Annotated in this window: 18 protein-coding genes; 13 read left to right on the forward strand and 5 right to left on the reverse strand. The window is 59.7% G+C overall.

Annotated features, from left to right (window positions below; genetic code table 11):
* Positions 1–8: 8 nt before the first annotated feature.
* Both radD and purL read right to left on the reverse strand, forming a co-directional pair.
* Complete coding sequence (radD, locus tag R0J87_RS04170) at positions 9–1,817, reverse strand: DNA repair helicase RadD (protein WP_498884529.1); 1,809 nt, start codon at positions 1,815–1,817, stop codon at positions 9–11.
* Positions 1,818–1,846: 29 nt separating this feature from the next.
* Positions 1,847–5,773 (reverse strand): phosphoribosylformylglycinamidine synthase, encoded by a 3,927-nt coding sequence (purL, locus tag R0J87_RS04175; RefSeq protein WP_498884531.1) that lies wholly within the window; start codon positions 5,771–5,773, stop codon positions 1,847–1,849.
* Between the two features lie 165 nt (positions 5,774–5,938).
* On the opposite strand from purL, the gene mltF reads away from it, so the two are divergent.
* Positions 5,939–7,405 carry a membrane-bound lytic murein transglycosylase MltF gene (mltF, locus tag R0J87_RS04180; protein WP_498884533.1) on the forward strand — a complete coding sequence of 489 codons (1,467 nt, stop codon included), beginning with the start codon at positions 5,939–5,941 and terminating at the stop codon, positions 7,403–7,405.
* Between the two features lie 12 nt (positions 7,406–7,417).
* On the opposite strand, the gene tadA is transcribed toward mltF, so the two are convergent.
* Complete coding sequence (gene tadA / locus R0J87_RS04185) at positions 7,418–7,873, reverse strand: tRNA adenosine(34) deaminase TadA (protein ID WP_498884535.1); 456 nt, start codon at positions 7,871–7,873, stop codon at positions 7,418–7,420.
* A 108-nt stretch (positions 7,874–7,981) separates the two neighbouring features.
* Between tadA and R0J87_RS04190 the strand changes: the two genes are divergently transcribed.
* The gene (locus R0J87_RS04190; protein ID WP_498884537.1) at positions 7,982–8,803 is read left to right on the forward strand and encodes an acyl-CoA thioesterase; all 822 of its coding nucleotides are present in this window, start codon (positions 7,982–7,984) and stop codon (positions 8,801–8,803) included.
* Between the two features lie 91 nt (positions 8,804–8,894).
* Here the strand turns inward: R0J87_RS04190 and R0J87_RS04195 are convergent, their stop codons facing one another.
* Together R0J87_RS04195 and rpmE are read right to left on the reverse strand one after the other, a co-directional pair.
* Complete coding sequence (locus R0J87_RS04195; protein ID WP_498884539.1) at positions 8,895–10,166, reverse strand: malic enzyme-like NAD(P)-binding protein; 1,272 nt, start codon at positions 10,164–10,166, stop codon at positions 8,895–8,897.
* A 487-nt stretch (positions 10,167–10,653) separates the two neighbouring features.
* Positions 10,654–10,869 (reverse strand): 50S ribosomal protein L31, encoded by a 216-nt coding sequence (gene rpmE, locus R0J87_RS04200; protein ID WP_106373773.1) that lies wholly within the window; start codon positions 10,867–10,869, stop codon positions 10,654–10,656.
* Between the two features lie 145 nt (positions 10,870–11,014).
* Between rpmE and R0J87_RS04205 the strand changes: the two genes are divergently transcribed.
* From R0J87_RS04205 to tatA, 11 genes are all read left to right on the forward strand, one after another.
* Positions 11,015–13,270 carry a primosomal protein N' gene (locus R0J87_RS04205; protein WP_498884541.1) on the forward strand — a complete coding sequence of 752 codons (2,256 nt, stop codon included), beginning with the start codon at positions 11,015–11,017 and terminating at the stop codon, positions 13,268–13,270.
* Positions 13,271–13,413: 143 nt separating this feature from the next.
* Entirely contained in the window at positions 13,414–15,099 is a 1,686-nt protein-coding gene (gene argS / locus R0J87_RS04210) for an arginine--tRNA ligase (protein WP_498884543.1), read from the forward strand.
* Between the two features lie 3 nt (positions 15,100–15,102).
* The gene (locus tag R0J87_RS04215) at positions 15,103–15,873 is read left to right on the forward strand and encodes an SPOR domain-containing protein (RefSeq protein ID WP_498884544.1); all 771 of its coding nucleotides are present in this window, start codon (positions 15,103–15,105) and stop codon (positions 15,871–15,873) included.
* A gap of 168 nt (positions 15,874–16,041) precedes the next feature.
* Positions 16,042–16,575, forward strand: a complete 534-nt coding sequence (gene hslV, locus R0J87_RS04220; protein WP_044630495.1) for an ATP-dependent protease subunit HslV — start codon at positions 16,042–16,044, stop codon at positions 16,573–16,575.
* Between the two features lie 10 nt (positions 16,576–16,585).
* Positions 16,586–17,908: an ATP-dependent protease ATPase subunit HslU gene (hslU, locus tag R0J87_RS04225; RefSeq protein ID WP_188638974.1), complete on the forward strand. Its 1,323-nt coding sequence runs from the start codon at positions 16,586–16,588 to the stop codon at positions 17,906–17,908.
* 87 nt (positions 17,909–17,995) lie between these two features.
* Entirely contained in the window at positions 17,996–18,379 is a 384-nt protein-coding gene (locus R0J87_RS04230; RefSeq protein WP_253502031.1) for a gamma-butyrobetaine hydroxylase family protein, read from the forward strand.
* Positions 18,380–18,500: 121 nt separating this feature from the next.
* Positions 18,501–19,256 carry a bifunctional demethylmenaquinone methyltransferase/2-methoxy-6-polyprenyl-1,4-benzoquinol methylase UbiE gene (ubiE, locus tag R0J87_RS04235; protein ID WP_404343425.1) on the forward strand — a complete coding sequence of 252 codons (756 nt, stop codon included), beginning with the start codon at positions 18,501–18,503 and terminating at the stop codon, positions 19,254–19,256.
* A gap of 43 nt (positions 19,257–19,299) precedes the next feature.
* The gene (locus R0J87_RS04240; protein WP_498884546.1) at positions 19,300–19,962 is read left to right on the forward strand and encodes a ubiquinone biosynthesis accessory factor UbiJ; all 663 of its coding nucleotides are present in this window, start codon (positions 19,300–19,302) and stop codon (positions 19,960–19,962) included.
* Entirely contained in the window at positions 19,959–21,581 is a 1,623-nt protein-coding gene (gene ubiB, locus R0J87_RS04245) for a ubiquinone biosynthesis regulatory protein kinase UbiB (protein ID WP_404343429.1), read from the forward strand. The genes R0J87_RS04240 and ubiB overlap by 4 nt, the downstream gene beginning before the upstream one ends.
* A 52-nt stretch (positions 21,582–21,633) precedes the next feature.
* Positions 21,634–21,987: a phosphoribosyl-ATP diphosphatase gene (locus R0J87_RS04250; RefSeq protein WP_404346088.1), complete on the forward strand. Its 354-nt coding sequence runs from the start codon at positions 21,634–21,636 to the stop codon at positions 21,985–21,987.
* A gap of 24 nt (positions 21,988–22,011) precedes the next feature.
* Positions 22,012–22,296 (forward strand): Sec-independent protein translocase subunit TatA, encoded by a 285-nt coding sequence (tatA, locus tag R0J87_RS04255; protein WP_404343431.1) that lies wholly within the window; start codon positions 22,012–22,014, stop codon positions 22,294–22,296.
* Positions 22,297–22,298: the final 2 nt, after the last annotated feature.

The raw sequence follows: 22,298 nt of genomic DNA on the forward strand, positions 1-22,298 counted from the left end.
CGCGGCATCTAGCCAGCATCGGCGGCTTTACGATAGCGCCCTTGATAATCAAACAGCTTATCGCGGATTTGAAAGTGTCGGCCTACCTTTCGCCCCACCACAAAATCCGGGTGGCGCAATCGGCGCTGCTCGTTGACGACCTCATCAGGCGTCGTCGGTTGCCATTGACCGCCTGGCGCGCGCAGGTGGGCACGTAAAAAAACGGCATAAAACGCGCGGCGCTGGGCCGGGGTTTCTAAGGCAAACCATTCGCTCAGGTTTTCGCCATCTTCATCGTGGTAAGTGGCTTTTAGGCGCGGCAGGCCACGGCCATTGGTGGTTGCTTCCAAATGCATGCCGCTGACGCGCAGCACCTTGGCATCTTTTAGCTTCAGCGCATCCTTAAGCTTGTCGTCGGCGTCCACCAGCAGCTTCTCGCAGCCATGGCAGCGGCGGGCGGCAATATCGTTCTCAGCGCCGCACTCGTCGCATACTTTGAAGCGAAAGCGAAACTCGCACTGGCGGCGGCGCCCTGCGTCATCCTCAATCAGCCCCTGGCAGCGGCGGCCGAAGTGTTCAATCACCAGCTCGCCGTCGCGCTTGCCCCAGAACAGGTTCGCGTGACCGCAGTCCGGGCAGGCTACCTGCACCGGTTCGCTATCGCTATCCGGCTTGGGCTCGCCTACTTCCGGGGCGTAGAGGTCCCACGGGTTGCCCGCATAGTCGAGAACCAAGCACTCCTCTTTGCCCGGCGAGAGGCGCAGCCCGCGACCCACAATCTGCTGATACAGGCTGACCGACTCGGTGGGCCGCAGAATCGCGATCAGATCGACGTGGGGGGCATCGAAGCCGGTGGTCAACACCGCCACGTTGACCAAATACTTTAACTGGCGCGCTTTAAACGCATCGATCAGCGCGGTGCGCTCGGCCGAGGCCGTCGCACCGGTAATCAGCGCGGCCTGCTCGGCGGGCAGGTAGCCCATGATCTCTTCGGCGTGGGCCACCGTCGCGGCGAAAATCATCACCCCCTGGCGGTCGGCGGCGTAATCCACTACCTGGGCAATGATGCCCGGTGTCGCGCGGCTGCCCGCCACCACGCGGTTGAGTTCCTCCTCACGAAACAGACCGCTGGACGAGGGCGCAAGCGCCGAGAAGTCGTACCCCTCAATAGCCATATCCAGCCGCTTGGGCGCGGCCAAAAAGCCCTGCTTGACCATCAGGCGCAGCGGCTGTTCAAACACACAGTCGGCAAAAAAGCTCTCTTCTGAACCGCGCACCATTCCGTGGTGGTGGCGGTGGTAGATAAAACCCTGCCCCAAACGAAACGGGGTGGCGGTTAGGCCGAGGATTTTTAGCTGCGGGTTCTGGCTCCGCAGGTGCTCGATCACCTGCCGATAGCTGGAGTCCTCCTCCAGCGATACCCGATGGCACTCGTCGATCACCAGCAGAGTAAAGCTGGCGTCGTTGAACTGCTCCAGGTTACGCACCACCGACTGCACCGAGCCAAACACCACTTGGCGACTGGCCTCTTTGCGCTTTAACCCAGCGCTGAAGATATCCGCCTCCAAGCCGTACGCTTGGTACTTGGCGTGGTTCTGCTCCACCAGCTCGCGCACGTGGGCCAACACCAGCACCCGCCCACGGGCGAGTCTCGCCAGTTCAGCGATCACCAGCGACTTGCCGCTGCCCGTCGGCAGCACCACCACGGCGGGAGCGCTGGTGGCGCGAAAGTGGCTGACTACCCGCTTTACCGCCTCGGTTTGATAGGGGCGCAGCGAAGGCGCTGCCGCGTTAGCCAAGAAAGGCGGCCCAGAGGCCGCCTTTTCAGGATGTGTCATCCATCACCTTTCGGGTTGATCACATGACATTAGCCCAGCCATACCCGCGCATTGCGGAACAGGCGCAGCCACGCACCATCTTCGGTCCACTCCGCCGGACGCCAGGAGTTGGTGACCGCGCGGGTCACCCGCTCGGGGTGCGGCATCATGATCGTCACGCGGCCATCCGGCGTGGTCAGGCCGGTAATGCCCGACGGCGAGCCGTTGGGGTTGGCCGGGTAGCGCGTAGTGACCTGACCGTAGTTGTCGATGTAGCGCAGGGCAATTTGGCTGCTCGACTGCATGCTGCGCAGGTGCGCCGTGTCGCGGAACTCGGCGCGGCCCTCCCCGTGAGCAACGGCGATAGGCAGCTTGGAGCCTTCCATGCCCGCCAGTAGAATCGAGGGGCTCTTCTCTACCCGTGCCATCGCAACGCGGGCCTCAAACTGCTCGGACTCGTTGCGCACAAAGGCAGGCCAATTTTCTGCACCGGGGATCAGCGTTTTAAGCTGCGAGAGCATCTGGCAGCCGTTACACACGCCCAGCGAGAAGCTGTCATCACGGGTGAAGAAGGCTTCAAACTGCTCGCGGGCGCGCTCGTTGAATAGCACTGATTTGGCCCAGCCGCCGCCTGCGCCCAGCACGTCGCCGTAGGAGAAACCGCCACAGGCCACTAAGCCTTTGAACTCCTCCAGGGAGACACGGCCTTCGAGGATGTCGCTCATGTGCACATCCACCGCGTCAAAGCCCGCTTTGTGGAAGGCCCAGGCCATCTCTACCTGGCCGTTAACGCCCTGCTCACGCAGCACGGCCACCGCTGGCTTGGTGGTGTTGATAAAGGGCGCGCTGATATCGTCGTTGATATCGAAGGTCGGTGCGGCGCTAAGGCCCGGATCGCGCACGTCGAGCAGGTTGTCGAACTCGTTTTTCGCACATTCCGGGTTATCCCGTAGCGCCTGCATGCGGTAGCTGGTCTCGGACCAGGTGCGCTGGGTTAGCTGACGAGTGGTCTCCAGCAGCGGCTCTTCGAACAGCGTTACACGTACTTGGTCATCGTAACGCGGGCGAGCAATCACGCCGCAGGTTTCGATACCCGCCATGGCGAACTGGGTCAGCACCTCTTCGGTGTGCTGACGATTGACCTGAATCACCGCGCCCAGCTCTTCGGAGAAGAGCGCATTAAAAGCTTCCACCGGCTCATCGATCAGCCAGTCGAGCTTGATCTCAAGCCCGGCGTGACCGGCAAACGCCATTTCCAGCAGGGTGACCAGCAGGCCGCCGTCGCTGCGGTCGTGGTAGGCCAGCAGCTTACCGTCGCGGTTCAGACCTTGGATCACTTCGAAAAACGCTTTCAGATCTTCTGGGTCGTCCACATCCGGGCACGCGTCGCCCACCTGGCCGTACACCTGCGCCAGCGCCGAGCCGCCAAGACGGTTCTGGCCGTTCCCCAGGTCGATCAAGATCAGATCAGACTCATCCTGCTCCAGGTTGATCTGCGGCGTCAGCGTCGCTAGCGCGTCGGTCACCGGTGCAAATCCGGTCACCACCAGCGACAACGGCGAGGTAATGCTCTTCTCTTCGGCATCATCGCCCTCTTGCCACGCGGTGCGCATGGACATGGAGTCCTTGCCCACCGGCACGGCAATACCCAGCGCCGGGCAAAGCTCCATACCCACGGCATGAACGGCGTCGTACAGCGCCTGGTTTTCACCGGGGTGGTCAGCAGCGCTCATCCAGTTAGCAGAGAGCTTGATATCCGACAGCTTGGCAATCGGCGCAGCCGCAAGGTTGGTAATGGCTTCGGCCACCGCTAAGCGTGCGCTGGCGGCAGGATTAATCAGCGCCACCGGCGGGCGCTCACCCATGGCCATGGCTTCACCGGCGTGGGTGTCGAAGCTTGCGGTGGTGACCGCGACGTCGGCCACCGGCACCTGCCAGGGCCCTACCATCTGATCGCGAGCCACTTGGCCGGTGATGGAACGGTCGCCGATGGTGATCAGGAAGCTTTTCGAGGCCACCGTGGGCAGGCGCAGCACCCGGTCCATCGCTTCGCGCAGGTCCAGGTTATCCAGCATGACGCCAGAGAGTTCGGGCGTTTGGCGCTCAAACGAACGAGTCATCTTCGGCGGCTTGCCAAACAGCACGCTCATGGGTAGATCGACCGGCTTGGTCTCGAAGTGGCCATCGCGCACTTCCAGGTGGTGCTCCGCCTGGGCTTCGCCCACTACCGCGTAGGGGCAGCGCTCGCGCTTGCACAGCGCGTCGAAGGTATCCAAGTCTTCAGGTGCCACTGCCAGTACGTAGCGCTCCTGGGCTTCGTTACACCAGATTTCCAGCGGGCTCATGCCCGGCTCGGCGTTGGGCACCGCGCGCAGGTCAAACAGACCGCCACGGTTGCCGTCTTTGACCAACTCCGGCAGGGCGTTAGACAGCCCGCCCGCACCGACATCGTGGATAAAGCGAATCGGGTTGTTGTCGCCCAGCGCCCAGCAGCGGTCGATGACTTCTTGGGCACGACGCTCGATTTCCGGGTTTTCCCGCTGCACAGAGGCGAAATCCAAATCCGCGCTGGACTCACCGGACGCCATGCTGGACGCCGCACCGCCGCCCAGGCCAATCAGCATCGCTGGGCCGCCCATCACGATCAGCTTACCGCCAACGGGGATCTCGCCTTTTTGCACGTGCTGAGCACGAATGTTGCCGTAACCGCCGGCAATCATAATCGGCTTGTGGTAGCCGCGACGCTCGATGCCGTCTTCGCTTAGCGCATCCTGCTCGTAGGTGCGGAAGTAGCCGGTCAGGTTGGGGCGGCCAAACTCGTTATTGAACGCGGCACCGCCAATCGGGCCGTCCAGCATGATATTGAGCGCGGACTGCATGCGCTCGGGCTTGCCGTAGTCGAAGGCTTCCCAGGGCTGAACAAATTCAGGAATGCGCAGGTTAGAGACGGTAAAGCCGGACAAGCCTGCTTTTGGCTTGCCACCGATGCCGGTCGCGCCTTCGTCCCGAATCTCACCGCCAGAGCCGGTGGCCGCACCGGGGAACGGCGCAATCGCCGTGGGGTGGTTGTGGGTCTCCACCTTCATCAGAATGTGGATCGGCTCTTGGTGGGCATCGTAGCTGGCACGCTCGCCCTCGGCACCGGTGAGCGGCGTGGGGAAGAAGCGGCCACCGTGGCTGCCTTTGATCACCGCCGCGTTATCGCTGTACGCAGAGAGCACGTTATCCGGTGACGTGGCGAAGGTGTTCTTGATCATCTTAAACAGCGAGTGGCTCTGGGCTTCGCCATCGATGACCCAATCTGCATTGAAGATTTTGTGGCGACAGTGCTCAGAGTTCGCCTGGGCGAACATCATCAGCTCCACATCGCTGGGGTTGCGGCCTAGCTCGATAAAGGCGGCTACCAGGTAGTCGATCTCATCGTCTGCCAGCGCAAGGCCAAGTTCGCGGTTAGCCGTGGCAAGAGCGTCGCGACCGCCTTCCAAAATATCCACGCTGCCAAGGGGCGCAGGCGAGTGGTGGGCGAACAGTTTGCCCGCCTCTGCTACGTCGGCCAGTACATGTTCGGTCATGCGGTCATGCAGCAGCGTGCTAATCGCTTCCAGCTGTTCTGTGCTGGGTGCGCCGCGCAGCTCTACGCGGTAATCAATGCCACGTTCAATGCGGCTGATCTGGCTAAGCCCGCAGTTGTGGGCAATGTCGGTTGCTTTAGAGGACCACGGTGACTGGGTGCCTAAACGCGGGACGACCAAAAAGCGCTGGGCGTTGTCGGGAATCTCTTGGCTGTCTTGGCTGCCGTACTCCAGCAGTTTCGCCAACCGCTCCTGGGCGGCATGATCGAGCTCTTCGTGGTGGTCAATGAAGTGGACGTAATGGGCAGACAGCGCCTCCACCTCCGGAACACGGTCACGCAACACCGTTAACAGCCGTTCATGGCGGAAGGCAGAAAGGGCGGGTGCGCCTCGCAGTTCGAGCATATCTGGGAGCCTCTAAAGCAGGGAGAGTTCGAGCAGGAAATCACCGGGCCGCAAAGCGGCAATCCCGCTATGATACTGGAAAGCGACGGCCACACGAAATCAACAAGGTGACAGCGGCTATCAGGCTGGGTATCGTGGCAGACTGTTCCATGTTGACAAGACATCATGCCGACATTGATTTACCAACATTTTATCGCCTATTACCGGGCGTATTTCGCGATGATCGCGACACTTTTGCTTATTTTGGTGCCGCGCAGTTCGTTGGTACCAAGCGGTGAACATTTAGCGCAAATTAACGCAAAAGAGTTCATCACTATTCATACTCGCAACACACCCACTACCTATTACGAAGGCCGCCAGGGGCCGACCGGCTTTGAGTATGAGCTGATGCACCGCTTTGCGGATTACCTGGGAATCAGCCTCAACCTGAACGCGAGCCACCACCCGGAGAGCGTACTACCCGCCGTGCGCGAGCAGGGCGACCTAGGCGCCGCCGCCCTCCCCCTGCTGGCGGATTCACCGGGCATTCACTACACCCGCTCTATCATTCAGATGCAGCCGCTGGTGGTGTATCGCCGCGGACTCAACGGTATCGATGAACCGGCAGATCTCGTGGGCCTGGAGCTGGGCACGCTAAGCGAAGCGGGCACCAGCCAAGCGCTGCTTGCTCTACAACGTGACTACCCCAGCCTTACTTGGAAAGAGTCTCACGAGCTTGAAGTGGCCGAACTGCTGGCACGGGTAGAGAGCGGCACTCTGGATGCGGCGATTATTTTTGATCATCAGTTCCGCTTAAATAGGCTGTTTTTCCCTAACGTCGAGCGCGGCTTCTTTTTAGGCGAGCCACTCTCTCTGGCATGGGCCGTGCCTAGCGGCCGCGGGCTTGGATTATTAGAGGCTGCCAATCAATTTCTTCAAGAGCTGCAAGAGAACGGCACTCTGGAGCAGTTGGTAAGCCGCTACTTTGGCCACGATGACTATCTTGAGTACGTGGGCACTCGGACGTTTCTCGCCCATCTTGATGAACGCCTGCCCGGCTATACCGAGCTATTTAAACAGGCCGCCCGCGAAACCGGCTTTGACTGGAAGCTGCTGGCCGCCGTTGGGTATCAGGAGTCGCATTGGGACCCAACCGCCGTGTCGCCCACCGGAGTTCGCGGCCTAATGATGCTGACCAACCCCACCGCCAGTGAGATGGGCGTAGCCGACCGCACCGATGCCGCACAGAGTATTGATGGCGGTGCGCGCTACCTGCGCAGTATTAAAGACCGGCTTCCAGACAGCATTACCGGGGATGACCGCCTCTATATGGCGATGGCCTCTTATAATGTAGGCCTTGGACATCTTTACGATGCTCGTAAGATTGCCGAGCTGCGCGGCGGCGACCCGGATAGCTGGCAAGACGTTCGTGCGGCGCTCCCGCTCTTACAGGAGCGAGAGTGGCATAGCCAAACCCGCCACGGCTATGCCCGTGGCGGTGAGCCGGTCATCTATGTGCGTAACATCCGCCGTTACTACGAGATGATTGAGTATGTAGAGCGCAGCCGACAGCAGTTTTTCCAGCTAGAGCAGGCACCCACCAGCGAGGAGCCGCTGCTGCTGTTCGATATCGTGCCCCCTATCGATCAGTAGCACGCCCCTGAGCTAGCGCTTGTCAGCGAAAAACTGCTTAAGCAGCCTTTTGGCCGGAGCAGCCAGCACGCCGCCGGTCACCGCGATGTGGTGGTTAAACCAAGGCTGGGCCAGCAGATTCGCTTTTGACTCCACCATGCCGGTGCGCGGCTCGGCCGCGCCATACACCAGTCGCGCAATACGGGCATGCACCATGGTGCCTGCGCACATCATGCAAGGCTCTAGCGTCACAAACAGCGTGCAGCCTTCTAAACGGTAGTTGCCCAGCCGCTGCCCCGCCTCGCGCAGGGCACGCACTTCGGCATGCCCGCTGGGGTCGCAGCTTGCCAGCGGCGCATTATGGCCTGCACCAACTACCTCGCCATGGGCATCGACCACCACGGCCCCCACAGGCACTTCGCCAGCGGCAAACGCCAGGTGCGCTTGGTCCATGGCACGGTGCATGTAAAATTCATCGCTGCGTAACAAGGCAAACTCCGCTAAGGTAGCAAAACGATCGTTTTAATAGCGTGATGGCCGCACTGGGTGCGCTTGCAATCATCGGCGGGAAAACAGACAGCACCAAGGATACAGAGAATGAACGACGCGCTGAAGTCACTGGTCAACTTGTTAGAGCTTGAGCCTCTTGAAGAGACGCTATTTCGCGGCCAGAGCCAAGATTTGGGCTTTCCCCAACTGTATGGCGGCCAGGTTCTGGGCCAAGCGCTTGCCGCCGCGGCGCGCACGGTGCCGGATGAGCGCCGCCCGCACTCCCAGCACGGCTATTTTTTGCGCCCTGGTGACCCGCACCGCCCGGTGGTGTACCAAGTCGATACCATTCGCGACGGCGGCAGCTTTACCACTCGCCGCGTCACCGCCATTCAAAAAGGGCGACCGATCTTTTTCTGCAGCGCTTCTTTTCAGAGCGCTGAAGAGAGCATCAACCATCAGCGGGCCATGCCACAAGTGCCCACGCCTGAAGCGCTTATCGAGAGCGGCGACGCCAAGCACGCGCGCTTCCCCGGCCACCCTATCGAGTTTTTACACTTGAAGGATAACCCGGACAGCGCGTCACCCGCTGGCCAGTGCCTGTGGTTCCGCTTTGCCGGTGGGCCGCTACCGGATGACCCGGCGCTGCATCGTCACCTGCTCTCTTATGCGTCAGATTTCAATCTGCTGACCACCGGGCTGATTCCCCACGGTATCAAGTACACCGACCCCAAACTGCGCATTGCCAGTCTCGACCATGCGATTTGGCTGCACGAAGATACACGGCTGGATGAGTGGCTGCTCTACGCCATCGACTCCCCCTGGACAGGCGGCGCACGGGGCTTGGCGAGGGGCCATATTTATCGCCGTGATGGGCGTTTAGTCGCCTCGACGGCGCAGGAGGGATTGGTACGCTATCCGCAGTCTTGAACCTCTGCTCTGAACACCCCTAAAAACAGCAACGCCCGCATTAAGCGGGCGTTGCAAAACATCGGTCAGTACAACTAAGTAACCTTGTTAATTACCCACCATACACATCATTAATAGTTTTCAGCGGGTAATGAGCCGGGTACGGCTTGCGGGCCACACCGGAGTCGACCGCTGCCTGGGCCACTGCTGATGACACACGCGCCAGCAGGCGGATATCCACCGGGGTGGGAATGATGTATTCGCGGCCAAAGCTCATCTCGGTACGCTCGTAGGCGTTCAGCACTTCCTGGGGCACCGGCTCCCGGGCCAGGTCTTTAAGCGCGTGAACGGCGGCCAGCTTCATGGCTTCGTTAATGCGCGTTGCGCGCACATCCAACGCACCGCGGAAGATGAACGGGAAGCCCAGCACGTTGTTCACCTGGTTCGGGAAGTCCGAACGGCCGGTGGCCATGATCACATCCGGGCGCGCTTCGCGGGCTACGTCCGGGTGAATTTCCGGGTCGGGGTTGGTGCAGGCGAAAATCACCGGGTCAGCGGCCATCTTCTTCACCTGATCCGCAGAGAGCAGGCCCGGGCCAGAAAGACCGATAAACACGTCCGCGCCGTCGATAGCGTCGTCCAGCGTGCGCATGTCGGTATCACGGGCAAACTCTGCCTTGTACTCGTTGATGCCGTCACGGTCAGTGTGAATGACGCCACGACGATCCAGCATGACCAGGTTCTCTTTCTTGGCACCACAAGAGATCAACAGGCGCATACAAGCGATAGCCGCCGCCCCGGCGCCCATGCAGACGATTTTCACGTCTTCGATGCGCTTGCCCGCGATATCCAGCGCGTTAAGCATACCCGCAGCGGTCACAATCGCCGTGCCGTGCTGGTCATCGTGAAAAACAGGAATGCTGCAGCGCTCAACTAACGCTTTTTCGATCTCAAAGCACTCAGGCGCTTTGATATCTTCCAGGTTAATGCCGCCCCAGGTATCGGCAATACGGGCAACGGTGTCGATAAACGCCTGCGGGTTTTCGGCATCTACTTCGATATCGACGGAGTTAATGCCCGCAAAGCACTTGAACAGCACGCCTTTGCCTTCCATCACCGGCTTACTGGCCAGCGGGCCAAGGTTACCCAGACCAAGAATAGCGCTGCCATCTGAAATAACCGCGACTAGGTTACCTTTGCCGGTATAACGGTACGCATTTTCCGCTTCGCGAGCGATTTCGCGAACCGGTTCAGCGACGCCTGGGCTATACGCTAGCGCCAAATCCCGCGCTGTCGCGGTGGGCTTGGTCAACTCCACGGAAAGCTTACCGGGGATCGGTTTCGCGTGATAATCCAAAGCTGCCTGCTTATTTGCATCCGTCATAGTTAAGGTCTCATCAGCCTAAAGTAGAAAAGTTGTATCAGAATATAGAAAAAACCTAGGCGCCTCAAGCACGTAGTAAACTTACCTACGAAACGACCGTTTTAGCTACATTCCCCTCAATTTCGGAACTTTTCCACGTTATTTGCTGCAACTTATGCATCCAGCCATCAGCTATAAAGGTTTCCTTATTGATGCAGCGCAGTATTTTTGGAAATAAATTCCAATACGAACAACAGAGGTTATCCACACCCCGTTGGCGCAAACACCCTGTGGAAAAGATAACAAGAGGCAGGAAAAGGACCGCGCTAGAGAAGCAACACGTTAAGCAACGTGCAGTTCGCAAGTGGCAACACACTCAGGTAGCAGGAGCGCTAATAAAATGAAGCAAATAAAAAGGGTAGCCCCTTAGGGACAAAAAGCCCACGCCATGGCGTGGGCTTTTGCACAGAGCACAGTGTGTGCCTGCGATAGGCTAAATCCGTGAGGATTAGCCGCGCTTGACTGCAGCGCCGAAACGCTTGTTGAAGCGTTCTACGCGGCCACCAGTGGTCGCTTGCTTCTGCTTACCCGTGTAGAAAGGGTGGCAGTTGGAGCACACGTCCAGAGAGAAGTCCTGACCAGAGGTAGAACCGACCTGGAAGCTTGCACCGCAAGAACAGTTGGCGGTGACCGTGTTGTAATTCGGGTGGATACCTTGTTTCATCTTGAGCCTCGTAAGCTATATGCCGCCACCTGATCCATTGCCAGGCACCGCATACGGGTGTGAAAAAACTGCTAACCGGTTAGCCGCTTGATCCGATAGATTCAGAGCGGCCGCGCATTCTAGCAAACTAAACGCCGGAGGCCAATTGTCCGATTCTGTTTCTGCCCAGCCATCGTCACCTGGGCTGCCTAAGGGCGCTTTTCAGGTGCTCAAGGTCGCGCTACCGTCGCCACTAAGACGCCTGTTTGACTATTTACCCGCACCGCGGGCACCCGCCTGTGGCTGGCAGCCTGGCCTGCGGGTCAGGGTGCCGTTTGGCCGCCGCGATGTCGTGGGTGTGGTGGTATCTTTGGCTTCCGGCAGTGAACTGCCGCGCTCGCAGCTGCGGGTCATCGGTGAAGCGCTTGATGATGCCCCGTTACCCAGCGACTGGCAGTGGCTGTGCCACTTCGCGGCGCGTTATTATCAGCACAGCCTGGGCGACACCCTGCAGCATGCCATGCCCGCTAGGCTGCGCCAGGGCCACCCCATGGCGGGGCGCACCCAAACCCTGTGGCTTCCGCTACCCAACGATGAAACAGCGCTGGCACGCGCGCCTAAACAGGCAGCGCTTTATGCGCTTCTTCGCCAGCACCCTCACGGACTGCCGGGCCGCGCCGTGAGCGCCCACGGCTTCACGCGGGACCAGCTATTAGCCTTGCAAAAAAAAGGCTTTACCCAACCACAAGAGATCACCCTCACCGCCGCTCAGCCCACCGGAGGAAGTTTGCTCGCCTCACCGTCGCTGCCGCTCAACCGTGAACAGGCCGCTGCGCTATCCGTGCTGCATGAAAAACTCGACGGCTACCACCCCTGTTTACTGGAAGGCGTGACCGGCAGCGGCAAAACCGAGATTTACCTACAGCTCATCGAAGCGCTCGCTGCCAAAGGAAAGCAGTCCCTGGTCCTCGTGCCTGAAATCGGCCTTACACCGCAAACGCTAGCGCGGTTCAAAAGCCGCTTTCGCGTACCGGTGGTGGCGCTGCACTCCGGGCTTACCGACCCAGAGCGCCTGGATGTATGGGAAGCTGCTGCCAGCGGCCGCGCGCTGGTGATTATTGGCACCCGCTCAGCCATTTTTACCCCGCTGGCGAACCCCGGCGCGATCATCGTTGATGAAGAGCACGATGGCTCTTATAAACAGCACGACGGGCTGCGCTACCACGCTAGGGATTTGGCCGTTGCCAGGGCGCACTACCACGGCATTCCACTATTATTGGGCAGCGCGACGCCCTCGTTTGAAAGCCTGCAGCAGGCGCTTACGGGCACTTATCGACACCTGCGGCTAACCCAGCGGCCCAGCCGTCACCCGCCCGCTAAGCTAGAGCTGATCGACCTGCGCCACCAGCGCCGCCAAGGGGGGCTGCTGCCCAACGCGATTAAAGCGATTAAGAGCACGCTCGCGGCGGGCAAGCAGGCGCTCATCTTTATCAATCGGCGTGGCTTTGCACCGAGCCTGGCCTGCCACAGCTGCGGTTGGATGGCCGAGTGCGGCCAGTGCGATGCGCGCATGACGCTACACCGCCAGCCACCGCTGCTGGCCTGTCACCACTGCGACAGCCGCCGCGCCCTGCCGGATGCCTGCCCAGACTGCGGCAGCGGCGACTTACGTGCGCTGGGTAGCGGCACCGAACGCACCGAGGAGACGCTACAAGGGCTGTTTCCTGACACTACTGTTCACCGCATTGACCGCGACAGCACCCGCAAAAAAGAGAGCTTCGAGCAGGTGCTCAAAGAGATTCAGCGCGGCGAGCCCTGCCTGCTGGTGGGCACTCAAATGCTCGCCAAGGGCCACCATTTACCGCATGTCACCTTAGTGGTGGTGGTCAATGCCGATGGCGGCCTCTACGCGGCGGATTTTCGCGCTTTAGAGCACAGCGCACAGCTATTAGAACAAGTGGCGGGGCGCGCAGGCCGCGCCGCGCATCCTGGCCGCGTGCTGGTGCAAACCCTCCACCCGGATGACCCACACCTAGGCCAGCTGGCCGAACATGGCTACGGCGCACTGGCCCGCAACCTGCTGGAAGAGCGCCGCATCGCCAAGCTGCCGCCGTTTTGCTTTATGGCGCTGCTACGCGTAGAAAGCCCTCAAGAGCAGGCGGCGCTTGCGCTGACTCAGCAAGCCGCCCAGGCGTTACGCCAGTGGTTGAAGGACGCCAATGTGCCAGTGCGCTGCCTGGGGCCTGTACCCGCTCCCATGGAGCGCCGCCAAAACCGCTACCACATCCACGTCATGATCACCGCAGACAAACGTAGCCACCGCCACGCCGCCGCTAACTGGCTAGTGCAGTGGTTAGAAGCCAACCGAGAGGCGCGCAAAGTGCGCTGGTCGATCGACATTGACCCACAAACGCTGGCCTAGCGGCTAGCCTTGTCATAAGGCCTCCCCCATACGTAACGGAATACGGCTTTGAAACTGCGCGCCAATTGCCGATAATGAGCGCTTTGCCGCTGCATTACCTGGGCGCATGCACACGCCGCCACCGACGACATCCGGATATTTAAATGAAAGATACGATTATTTCTCTGCTCGAAGGCGCGGTTGACGCGCTCAAGCACCAAGGCGTGCTGCCCGACGATTTAAAACCCGCCATTAAAGTGGACCCCACGAAAGACAAGGCCCACGGCGACTACGCCACCAACCTCGCACTGATGTTGGCCAAGCCTTCCGGCATGAAGCCCCGCGAGCTGGCCGACACCCTCGTCGCCGCGCTGCCCGCCAGCGACGCTATTCAAAAAACCGAGATTGCGGGCCCTGGGTTTATCAACTTCTTTGCCGCCGCCGACGCCGCCGCACAAATCGTCGCCCAAGTGCTGGATAGTGGCGATGCTTTTGGCCGCAGCCTGATCGGCAAAGGCGAGAAAGTGCAGGTAGAGTTTGTCTCCGCCAACCCCACTGGCCCGCTCCACGTAGGCCACGGCCGCGGTGCGGCGATTGGCGATAGCCTTTGCCGCCTGCTGGAAGCCACCGGCTACGACGTCACCCGCGAGTTCTACTACAACGACGCGGGCGCGCAGATCAAAAACCTAGCGCTCTCCGTTCAGGCGCGCACCAAAGGCCTCGGCCCCGACGATGCCAGCTGGCCGGAAGATGGCTACCGCGGCGAGTACATCGTAGATGTCGCCAACGACTATATGGCGGGCAAAACGGTCACCGCAGATGACCGCGAAGTGACCGCTAAAGCGGATTCGGATGATTTAGACGCCATTCAAGCCTTTGCCGTTGCTTGGCTGCGCCGCGAGCAGGATTTAGACCTCAAAGCCTTTGGCGTTGAGTTTGACGTCTACTTCCTGGAGTCCTCGCTTTACGAAAAAGGCAATGTCGATGCCACCGTCGAGAAGCTGGTCGCCAACGGCCACACCTATGAAGAAGATGGCGCGATGTGGCTGCGCACCACCGACTTTGGCGATGACAAAGACCGCGTGATGCGCAAGCGCGAAGGGGGTTACACCTACTTCCTGCCCGACGTTGCCTACCATCTGAACAAATGGCAGCGCGGTTTTAAAACCGTGATCAATGAACAGGGGGCTGACCACCACTCCACTGTCACGCGCGTACGCGCAGGCCTGCAGGCGCTGGAAGTGGGTATCCCACAAGGCTGGCCCGACTACGTGCTGCACCAAATGGTCATGGTGACCCGCTCAGGCGTTGAGGTAAAACTGTCCAAACGCGCGGGCAGCTACGTCACTATTCGCGATTTGATTGATGAAGTGGGCCGCGATGCAACGCGCTTCTTCCTAGCCGCTCGCCGCGCCGATTCCCAGCTGACCTTTGATATCGATCTAGCGCGCTCGCAGTCAAACGACAACCCGGTGTATTACGTGCAGTACGCCCATGCGCGGGTATGCAGCATGCTGCGCAAAACCGAAGATGCCGGCCAACCGTTTGACCACAGCGTCGCCATGGCCAATTTAGCGCTACTGGATAGCGACCAGGAAAAAGCCGTTCTTAACCGCTTGGCTCGCTACCCAGAAGTGGTTGAGCACGCCGCGAAAAACCGCGAGCCTCAGCAGGTTGCCCAGTACCTACTGGATTTAGCCGGTGACTTCCACACCTGCTATAACGCGGTCAAAGTGATGGTCGACGACGACACGCTGCGCAACACCCGCCTAGCCCTTGGCCTGGCAACCCGCCAAGTGCTGCGCAATGGTCTGGACCTTATGGGTGTTAGCGCACCCGAGGAGATGTAGTCCATGGCCAGCCCGCGCACTAAGCCCACCCGCCGTGGAGCCACGTCGCAGCGTAAGTCCGCCCGCCGCTCTGGGGGCGGGCTACGCATTCCCGGCTGGCTGTGGGGGATTGTCGGGGTGGCCGCTGGTTTTTTCCTCGCCCAGCACCAGCACGGCACTGCTCCCTGGCAAGATCAGCAGGAGGTTCCTCAGGCGACGGTACTGCCAAAACCCGCGGGTAGCGATGAGCGCAGCGCGGCGCGGCAAACCGAAACGCCCGGCGAGCCCTCTATGCCTACGTTCGAGTTCTATACGCTGCTGCCTGAAACCGAAGTCATCGCCCCCGGCGGGGCGATTCCCTCGACCATCACGCCCCCGACCGTAGCGGCCAGTGATTCAGACGCAAGCGATACGGCAACCGATACGTCAACCGGTAGCACAGAAACCGCCACCAGCACGCCTGATGACGACCCCATTGCTCAGGTGATTGCCGCTAACACGCGCCCCAACGAGCAGGCCGCTGCCGCTCAGCAGGCACCCGCGGCCACCAACAGCACGCCCAGCCGCTATATGCTGCAAGCCGCTTCGTTTCGTGAGATTGGCGATGCCGAACAGCTGCGCAGTCGGTTGCGTAACCTAAGCCTGCTGGCGCAGATCAGCGAAGTGCAGGCCAACGGCGACACGTGGCACCGGGTTCAGGTTGGCCCCTACGATGATACCCGTGAGCTCAACCGCGCTCAGGACTTAATGAGCACCCAAGGCATTGAGCCGCTGCTGATCCAGCTACAGAACTAACTTCTTAGGCGCTCAGCGCCTCTAGCCACGCTTTATCTGATGGCTTTCGCTTGCGGGCGGTTGATTTTTTATCAGCCGCCCGCATTTTGTTGGGAATCGCTTTTTTTACGGCCGCCTAGAGTGGCCGATCAGTCATCGGGAGCGCGTCTCCCCCAAGGAGTTATCTCCATGACCACAATTGTTTCCGTTCGCCGCGGTAACCAAGTAGCCCTCGCGGGCGACGGCCAAGTCTCGCTTGGCAACACCGTGATGAAAGGCAATGCCAGCAAAGTACGCCGCCTTTACCGTGGCAAAGTGTTGGCCGGTTTCGCCGGTGGCACCGCCGATGCCTTTACCCTATTTGAGCGTTTTGAAGCGCAGCTTGAAAAGTATCAGGGCCATTTAACCAAGGCAGCGGTTGAGCTGGCCAAAGATTGGCGCACCGACCGCGCGCTGCGCCGCTTAGAAGCCCTGTTGGCCGTGGCCGACCACAGCGCCTCGCTGATCATTACCGGTAACGGCGATGTGGTTGAGCCAGAGCGCGGCATCATTGCGATTGGCTCAGGCGGCAATTTTGCCCAGGCCAGCGCCCGCGCGCTGCTTGAGAACACCGAGCTGTCCGCTCGCGAGATCACCGAAAAATCCCTCGCCATCGCTGGTGACATCTGCGTATTCACCAATCACCACGTGACGCTCGAAGAGCTGAACATCAACGAACGTTGAGGCCACTTTAATGACCCAGATGACACCCCGCGAAATCGTCCATGCGCTGGATCAGTACATTATCGGCCAGCAAGATGCCAAGCGCGCCGTGGCCATTGCCCTGCGTAACCGCTGGCGTCGCATGCAGCTAGACGACGAGCTGCGCCCGGAAGTTACGCCGAAAAACATCCTGATGATTGGCCCCACCGGCGTGGGTAAAACCGAAATTGCCCGCCGGTTAGCGAAGCTGGCCCGTGCGCCGTTTATCAAGGTAGAAGCCACCAAGTTCACCGAAGTGGGCTACGTGGGCCGCGACGTTGAATCGATTATTCGCGACCTGATGGAAGCGGCGATCAAGATGGTCCGCGAGCACGCTAAAGAAGAAGTCGGCCACCGCGCCGAAGACGCCGCTGAAGACCGTGTACTCGACGCCCTGCTGCCGCCGCCCCGAGGCCAAGAAGATAAGCCCCGCGAAGATAGCGGCACCCGTCAGACCTTCCGCAAAAAGCTGCGCGAAGGCCAGCTTGACGATAAAGAGATCGATATTGAGATCTCCTCACACGGCCAAGGCATCGACATCATGACCCCGCCGGGCATGGAAGAGATGACCAGCCAACTGCAGAGCCTGTTCTCCAACATGGGGCAACAGAAGCGTGAGCAGCGCCGTGTGACCGTGAAAGAGGCGCTGGTGCTGCTGCGTGATGAAGAGGCCGGCAAACTGGTCAACGAAGAAGAGATCAAAGCCCGTGCGGTGGAAGCCGTTGAACAGCATGGCATCGTGTTCCTGGACGAGATCGACAAAGTCGCCAAAGGCAGCGGCCAGTCCAGCGGTGGCGAAGTGTCTCGGGAAGGCGTGCAGCGCGACCTGCTGCCGCTAATCGAAGGCTCGACGGTGTCGACCAAGTACGGCATGGTCAAAACCGACCACATTCTGTTTATCGCCTCCGGTGCTTTCCACCTGTCGCGGCCTTCAGACCTCATTCCGGAACTGCAGGGCCGTCTGCCGATTCGCGTTGAGCTGGATGCGCTGACGCCGGGCGACTTCAAGCGGATTCTCACCGAGCCGTCTGCCTCACTGACCAAGCAGTACCAAGCGCTGTTGGCAACCGAAGGGCTAGACCTTGAGTTCACCCCGGACGGTATTGAGCGCATTGCCGAAATCTCCTGGCAAGTGAATGAAGGCACCGAGAATATCGGTGCGCGCCGCCTGCACACCGTGCTAGAGCGCCTATTGGAAGAGGCCTCGTTCAAGGGTGGTGATATGGATAGCCCCTTGGTCATCGACGCTGACTACGTCAACGCTCAGCTAGGCGAACTAGCGGTCGACGAAGACCTATCGCGCTATATTCTGTAAGCGCTACTATCGGTATAGCCACCGGCAGCTTGCCCGCTTTGCGGGCAAGCTGTTTTTGCTACTTATCGTCTCGAGGTTCCCGTATTCATGAATGCCCCGACACCCACACGGGTTCACTACCATAAGCAGGCTCGCGAGCTGGAGCTTGGCTATGCCAGCGGTGACACCTATCGGCTGCCCGTTGAATTTTTAAGGGTTTACTCCCCTTCTGCCGAAGTGCGCGGCCACGGCGGCGACACGGCCGTTCTGCAAGTCGGTAAAAAGGAAGTCGGCCTGCAAAATATTACTCAGGCCGGTAACTACGCCCTCAAGCTGCACTTTGATGACGGTCATGACAGCGGCTTGTTCAGCTGGAACTACCTGTTTGACCTTGCCACGCATCAAGATGCCTATTGGCAGAACTATCTCAAACGCTTGGAAGAGGCAGGGGCCTCCCGCGAGCCTGCGGGCATTCAATTCAAGCAGCTGTGACGCGGTGCCCCAGGTGAAGCGCAGACAAGCCGGGGTCGGGAAGGCTACAATGTTGCCAACCACTTATTGCGATGACCTAACGGTCAACAACTACCGCCTCGAACTCGGGAGCTAAAGCCCCATGAGCCCCACCGAAAAGCGCACTACCCATTTCGGCTACCAAGAAGTACCGGTCGACGAGAAAGCCTCTCGCGTGGCCGATGTATTCCACTCAGTGGCCGCCCGCTATGACGTGATGAACGACCTGATGTCCATGGGCATTCACCGGGTCTGGAAGCGACTCACCATTGAGCGCGCAGGCGTTCGCCCAGGACACCATGTGCTGGACATCGCTGGCGGCACGGGCGATCTCACCCTGAAGTTCTCCCGCTTGGTTGGCCCGCGTGGCAAAGTCGTTTTGGCCGATATCAATGCCTCCATGTTACGCGTTGGCCGCGACAAGCTGATGGATAACGGCGTGGGCGGCAACGTGGAGTACGTGCAGGCCAACGCCGAGTGCCTGCCCTTTCCGGATAACAGCTTCGACTGTATTACCATTGCCTTTGGCCTGCGTAACGTCACCGATAAGGATGCCGCGCTACGTTCCATGGCACGGGTACTCAAGCCAGGCGGCCGCCTACTGGTGCTGGAGTTCTCCAAGCCCAACAACCCGCTACTCTCCAAAGCCTACGATGAGTACTCTTTCCGCCTGCTGCCCAAAATGGGCGAGCTGGTGGCGGGTGACGGCGAAAGCTATCGCTACTTGGCCGAATCGATTCGCATGCATCCGGATCAGGAAACCCTGAAAGCCATGATGGAAACGGCCGGGCTTGAGCGGGTCGAGTACACCAATCTGACCGGCGGTATTGTCGCCCTCCACCGCGGCATCAAGCTATGACACAGCAGCATCAAGCGATCATTCCCTGGCACCAGAGGTCAGCATGCTAGTCACCCCGACCCTGCTGCTGGCCGGATGTGAACGCACGTTAAATGCTCTACTTGCCCGCGACCCAGCCGCACCTACGCGGCTGGCGGCGCTGGCGGGCAGCCGACTGTTGGTGCGGCTTGAGAGACCTCATTTAGCGCTTCTTCTGTGCTACCACGCGACGGGCATTGACCTGCAGCATGGCGATGAGGTGGAAGAGACCGGCGTTGATGCCGTGGTAGAACTAACCCCTGAAACGCTCTCCGAGTGGCTGAGCGGCGCTTCCATTGAGCGGCTGATGTTCGACGGCAAATTGGCCGTGCGCGGTCGTATTCATCTATTGGAGGCTACCCGCGACCTGCTATTCGATCTGGATATCGATTGGGAAGGCGAGCTTGCGCGCTGGCTAGGTGACCTGCCCGCCCACTCCCTGGCGGAAGGCATTCGCCGCGCTGCACGTTGGGGGCTACGTGCTAAAGATGAGCTTTTTCAAGACGTGTCAGAGTACGTGTTTGAAGAAGCCCGCCTGCTGCCCGGCCGCCAGCAGCGGGACGTACTACGCGACCACCTGACCGAGCTTGAGATTGCCACCGACCGGTTAGAAGCACGTTTTAACCGCCTGCATAAGCGACTCACGCAGCAAGCGGAACCATCAACGCCTAAGGAGCAGCGCGGATGAGCCTGCGGCTGTTTAAAATTGTCTGGGTGGTGACTCGGCATCGTTTAGACACCCTGATTCCTGCTGAGCGCCTGCCGCTATGGATGCGCGTATTGCTACGGTGTTCGCCACTCAAGCTTGTGCCGGTGGGCGAACGCAGCCGAGGCGAGCGCCTGCGCCTTGCGCTGGAAGCACTGGGGCCTATTTTTATTAAGTTTGGCCAGATGCTCTCTACCCGCCGCGACCTGCTGCCCGAAGATATCGCCGACGAGCTGAAGCGCCTGCAAGACCAGGTGCCGCCCTTCCCCGGCGAGCTGGCTGCGGCGCGGGTGGAAAAAGAGCTGGAGATGTCGCTTCAAGAGGCGTTCGCCGCCTTTGATCAGGTGCCGCTGGCCTCAGCGTCCATTGCGCAGGTGCATGCCGCCACGCTACACAGCGGCGAAGACGTGGTGGTCAAAATTATCCGCCCTGGCATTGACCGCATTATGCGCCAAGACATGGGCTTGATGTATCAGGTTGCTAAGCTGCTGGCCAAGGTGCCTGAAGCTAGACGCTTACGCCCCGTCGAAGTGATCCGCGATTACGAAGCCACGCTATTCGACGAATTGGACCTCTACAAAGAGGCCGCCAACACCTCTCAGCTCAAGCGTAATTTCAAAGACTCGCCGCTGCTGTTCGTGCCCACTATTTACTGGCCCTACACCCGCCGCAACGTCATGGTACAAGAGCGTATTCGCGGCGTACCGGTGGCTGATTTGGACACCCTCATTGCCCGTGGCACTAACCTGAAAAAGCTCGCCGAGCGCGGGGTAGAAATCTTCTTCACCCAGGTGTTCCGCGATAACTTCTTTCATGCGGACATGCACCCTGGCAACATCTTTGTTAATTGCGACGACCCAGACGACCCCCAGTATATTGCGATTGACTGCGGCATCGTGGGCAGCCTAACGCGGGAAGATCAGGACTACTTGGCCCGAAACCTGCTGGCGTTTTTCCACCAGGATTACTACGAGGTCGCCGCGCTGCACATTGAATCGGGCTGGGTAGGTGAAAACACCCGCGCCAACGAATTTGCCGCCGCTATCCGCACAGTTTGCGAGCCCATTTTAGAGAAGCCGCTCAAGGACATCTCTTTTGGGCAGGTGTTGCTCGGGCTTTTCCAAACCGCCCGGCGTTTTAATATGGAAGTGCAGCCCCAACTGGTGCTGCTGCAAAAAACGCTGCTAAATATTGAAGGCCTGGGCCGCCAGCTCTACCCCGACCTGGACCTTTGGAGCACCGCCAAGCCCTATTTAGAGAAGTGGATGAAAGAGCGGGCAGGCATTGGCGGGCTGTGGGAATCGCTCAAGCGCCAAGCACCGGAGCTTTCTCATCAGCTGCCTGAACTGCCCGTATTGGCCCATCAGGCCCTTAGCCGCATGGAGCATGAGCATCGTCAGCGCCATCAGCAAGTGACGGCGATCAGCCAGATGCGCCGCCAAATGAGTCAGCAAGGTAAACGCCAGCATCGGCTGCGCATTGGCTTGGCCCTAGTCGCTATTGCGCTGGCTTGGCAGCCACTCAGTAGTTGGGCTGCCACTCAGGATTGGCCGATACTCGCGGCTGCCGGTGCCGGCTTAATACTGCTGCTCTGGCACTGATACGATGCAATCACTTGACGAAACGACGCCGCCGATTGATAAAGAGAACACCATGACCGACGTTACCCACGCACCTGTTTTAGATGCCCTTGCTGACGTTTTAAAGCAGCGGCGCCATGCTAATCCAGAAGATTCTTATGTTGCCTCCTTGCATCATAAGGGATTGAACAAGATACTCGAAAAAGTAGGTGAAGAAGCCACCGAGACTCTGCTTGCCGCCAAGGATGCTGAACACGGCAGCGAACAGGACCGCGAAGCGTTGATCGCTGAAACGGCCGACCTGTGGTTTCATAGCCTTGTGATGTTGTCTCACCTGGATCTTGACCACCAGCGGGTACTTGATGAGCTCGCCCGGCGGTTCGGTATTTCTGGCCACGACGAAAAAGCGTCCCGACCACAACGTTAACCCCGCACCGATGAGGAAATGCATATGTTAGGTGGTATCAGTATTTGGCAGTTGCTGATTGTTCTGGGCATTATCATCCTGGTTTTCGGCACTAAAAAACTGCGTAATGTGGGCACCGACTTAGGCGGTGCGGTCAAAGGCTTTAAGAAGGCCATGCACGAAGAGGAAAAAGAGGGCGACAAAAAAGACGCCGATCAGCCTCAGGCGAAGGTTAGCCACGAAGACGTGGGCAACACCTACGACGTTCAGGCAGAAGAGAAGCGCGCCGCAGACGCTCATACCGCAGACCGTAACGAAGAGCGCAAATAACC

The organism is Halomonas sp. SIMBA_159 (genome assembly GCF_046536035.1).
Classification (GTDB): domain Bacteria; phylum Pseudomonadota; class Gammaproteobacteria; order Pseudomonadales; family Halomonadaceae; genus Vreelandella; species Vreelandella venusta_A.

Coding starts and splice junctions, on each gene's coding strand:
- radD (WP_498884529.1), bottom strand. CDS start 1,817: ATGACACATCCTGAAAAGGCGGCCTCTGGGCCGCCTTTCTTGGCTAAC.
- purL (WP_498884531.1), bottom strand. CDS start 5,773: ATGCTCGAACTGCGAGGCGCACCCGCCCTTTCTGCCTTCCGCCATGAA.
- mltF (WP_498884533.1), top strand. CDS start 5,939: ATGCCGACATTGATTTACCAACATTTTATCGCCTATTACCGGGCGTAT.
- R0J87_RS04190 (WP_498884537.1), top strand. CDS start 7,982: ATGAACGACGCGCTGAAGTCACTGGTCAACTTGTTAGAGCTTGAGCCT.
- R0J87_RS04195 (WP_498884539.1), bottom strand. CDS start 10,166: ATGACGGATGCAAATAAGCAGGCAGCTTTGGATTATCACGCGAAACCG.
- rpmE (WP_106373773.1), bottom strand. CDS start 10,869: ATGAAACAAGGTATCCACCCGAATTACAACACGGTCACCGCCAACTGT.
- argS (WP_498884543.1), top strand. CDS start 13,414: ATGAAAGATACGATTATTTCTCTGCTCGAAGGCGCGGTTGACGCGCTC.
- R0J87_RS04215 (WP_498884544.1), top strand. CDS start 15,103: ATGGCCAGCCCGCGCACTAAGCCCACCCGCCGTGGAGCCACGTCGCAG.
- hslV (WP_044630495.1), top strand. CDS start 16,042: ATGACCACAATTGTTTCCGTTCGCCGCGGTAACCAAGTAGCCCTCGCG.
- hslU (WP_188638974.1), top strand. CDS start 16,586: ATGACCCAGATGACACCCCGCGAAATCGTCCATGCGCTGGATCAGTAC.
- R0J87_RS04230 (WP_253502031.1), top strand. CDS start 17,996: ATGAATGCCCCGACACCCACACGGGTTCACTACCATAAGCAGGCTCGC.
- ubiE (WP_404343425.1), top strand. CDS start 18,501: ATGAGCCCCACCGAAAAGCGCACTACCCATTTCGGCTACCAAGAAGTA.
- R0J87_RS04240 (WP_498884546.1), top strand. CDS start 19,300: ATGCTAGTCACCCCGACCCTGCTGCTGGCCGGATGTGAACGCACGTTA.
- ubiB (WP_404343429.1), top strand. CDS start 19,959: ATGAGCCTGCGGCTGTTTAAAATTGTCTGGGTGGTGACTCGGCATCGT.
- R0J87_RS04250 (WP_404346088.1), top strand. CDS start 21,634: ATGACCGACGTTACCCACGCACCTGTTTTAGATGCCCTTGCTGACGTT.
- tatA (WP_404343431.1), top strand. CDS start 22,012: ATGTTAGGTGGTATCAGTATTTGGCAGTTGCTGATTGTTCTGGGCATT.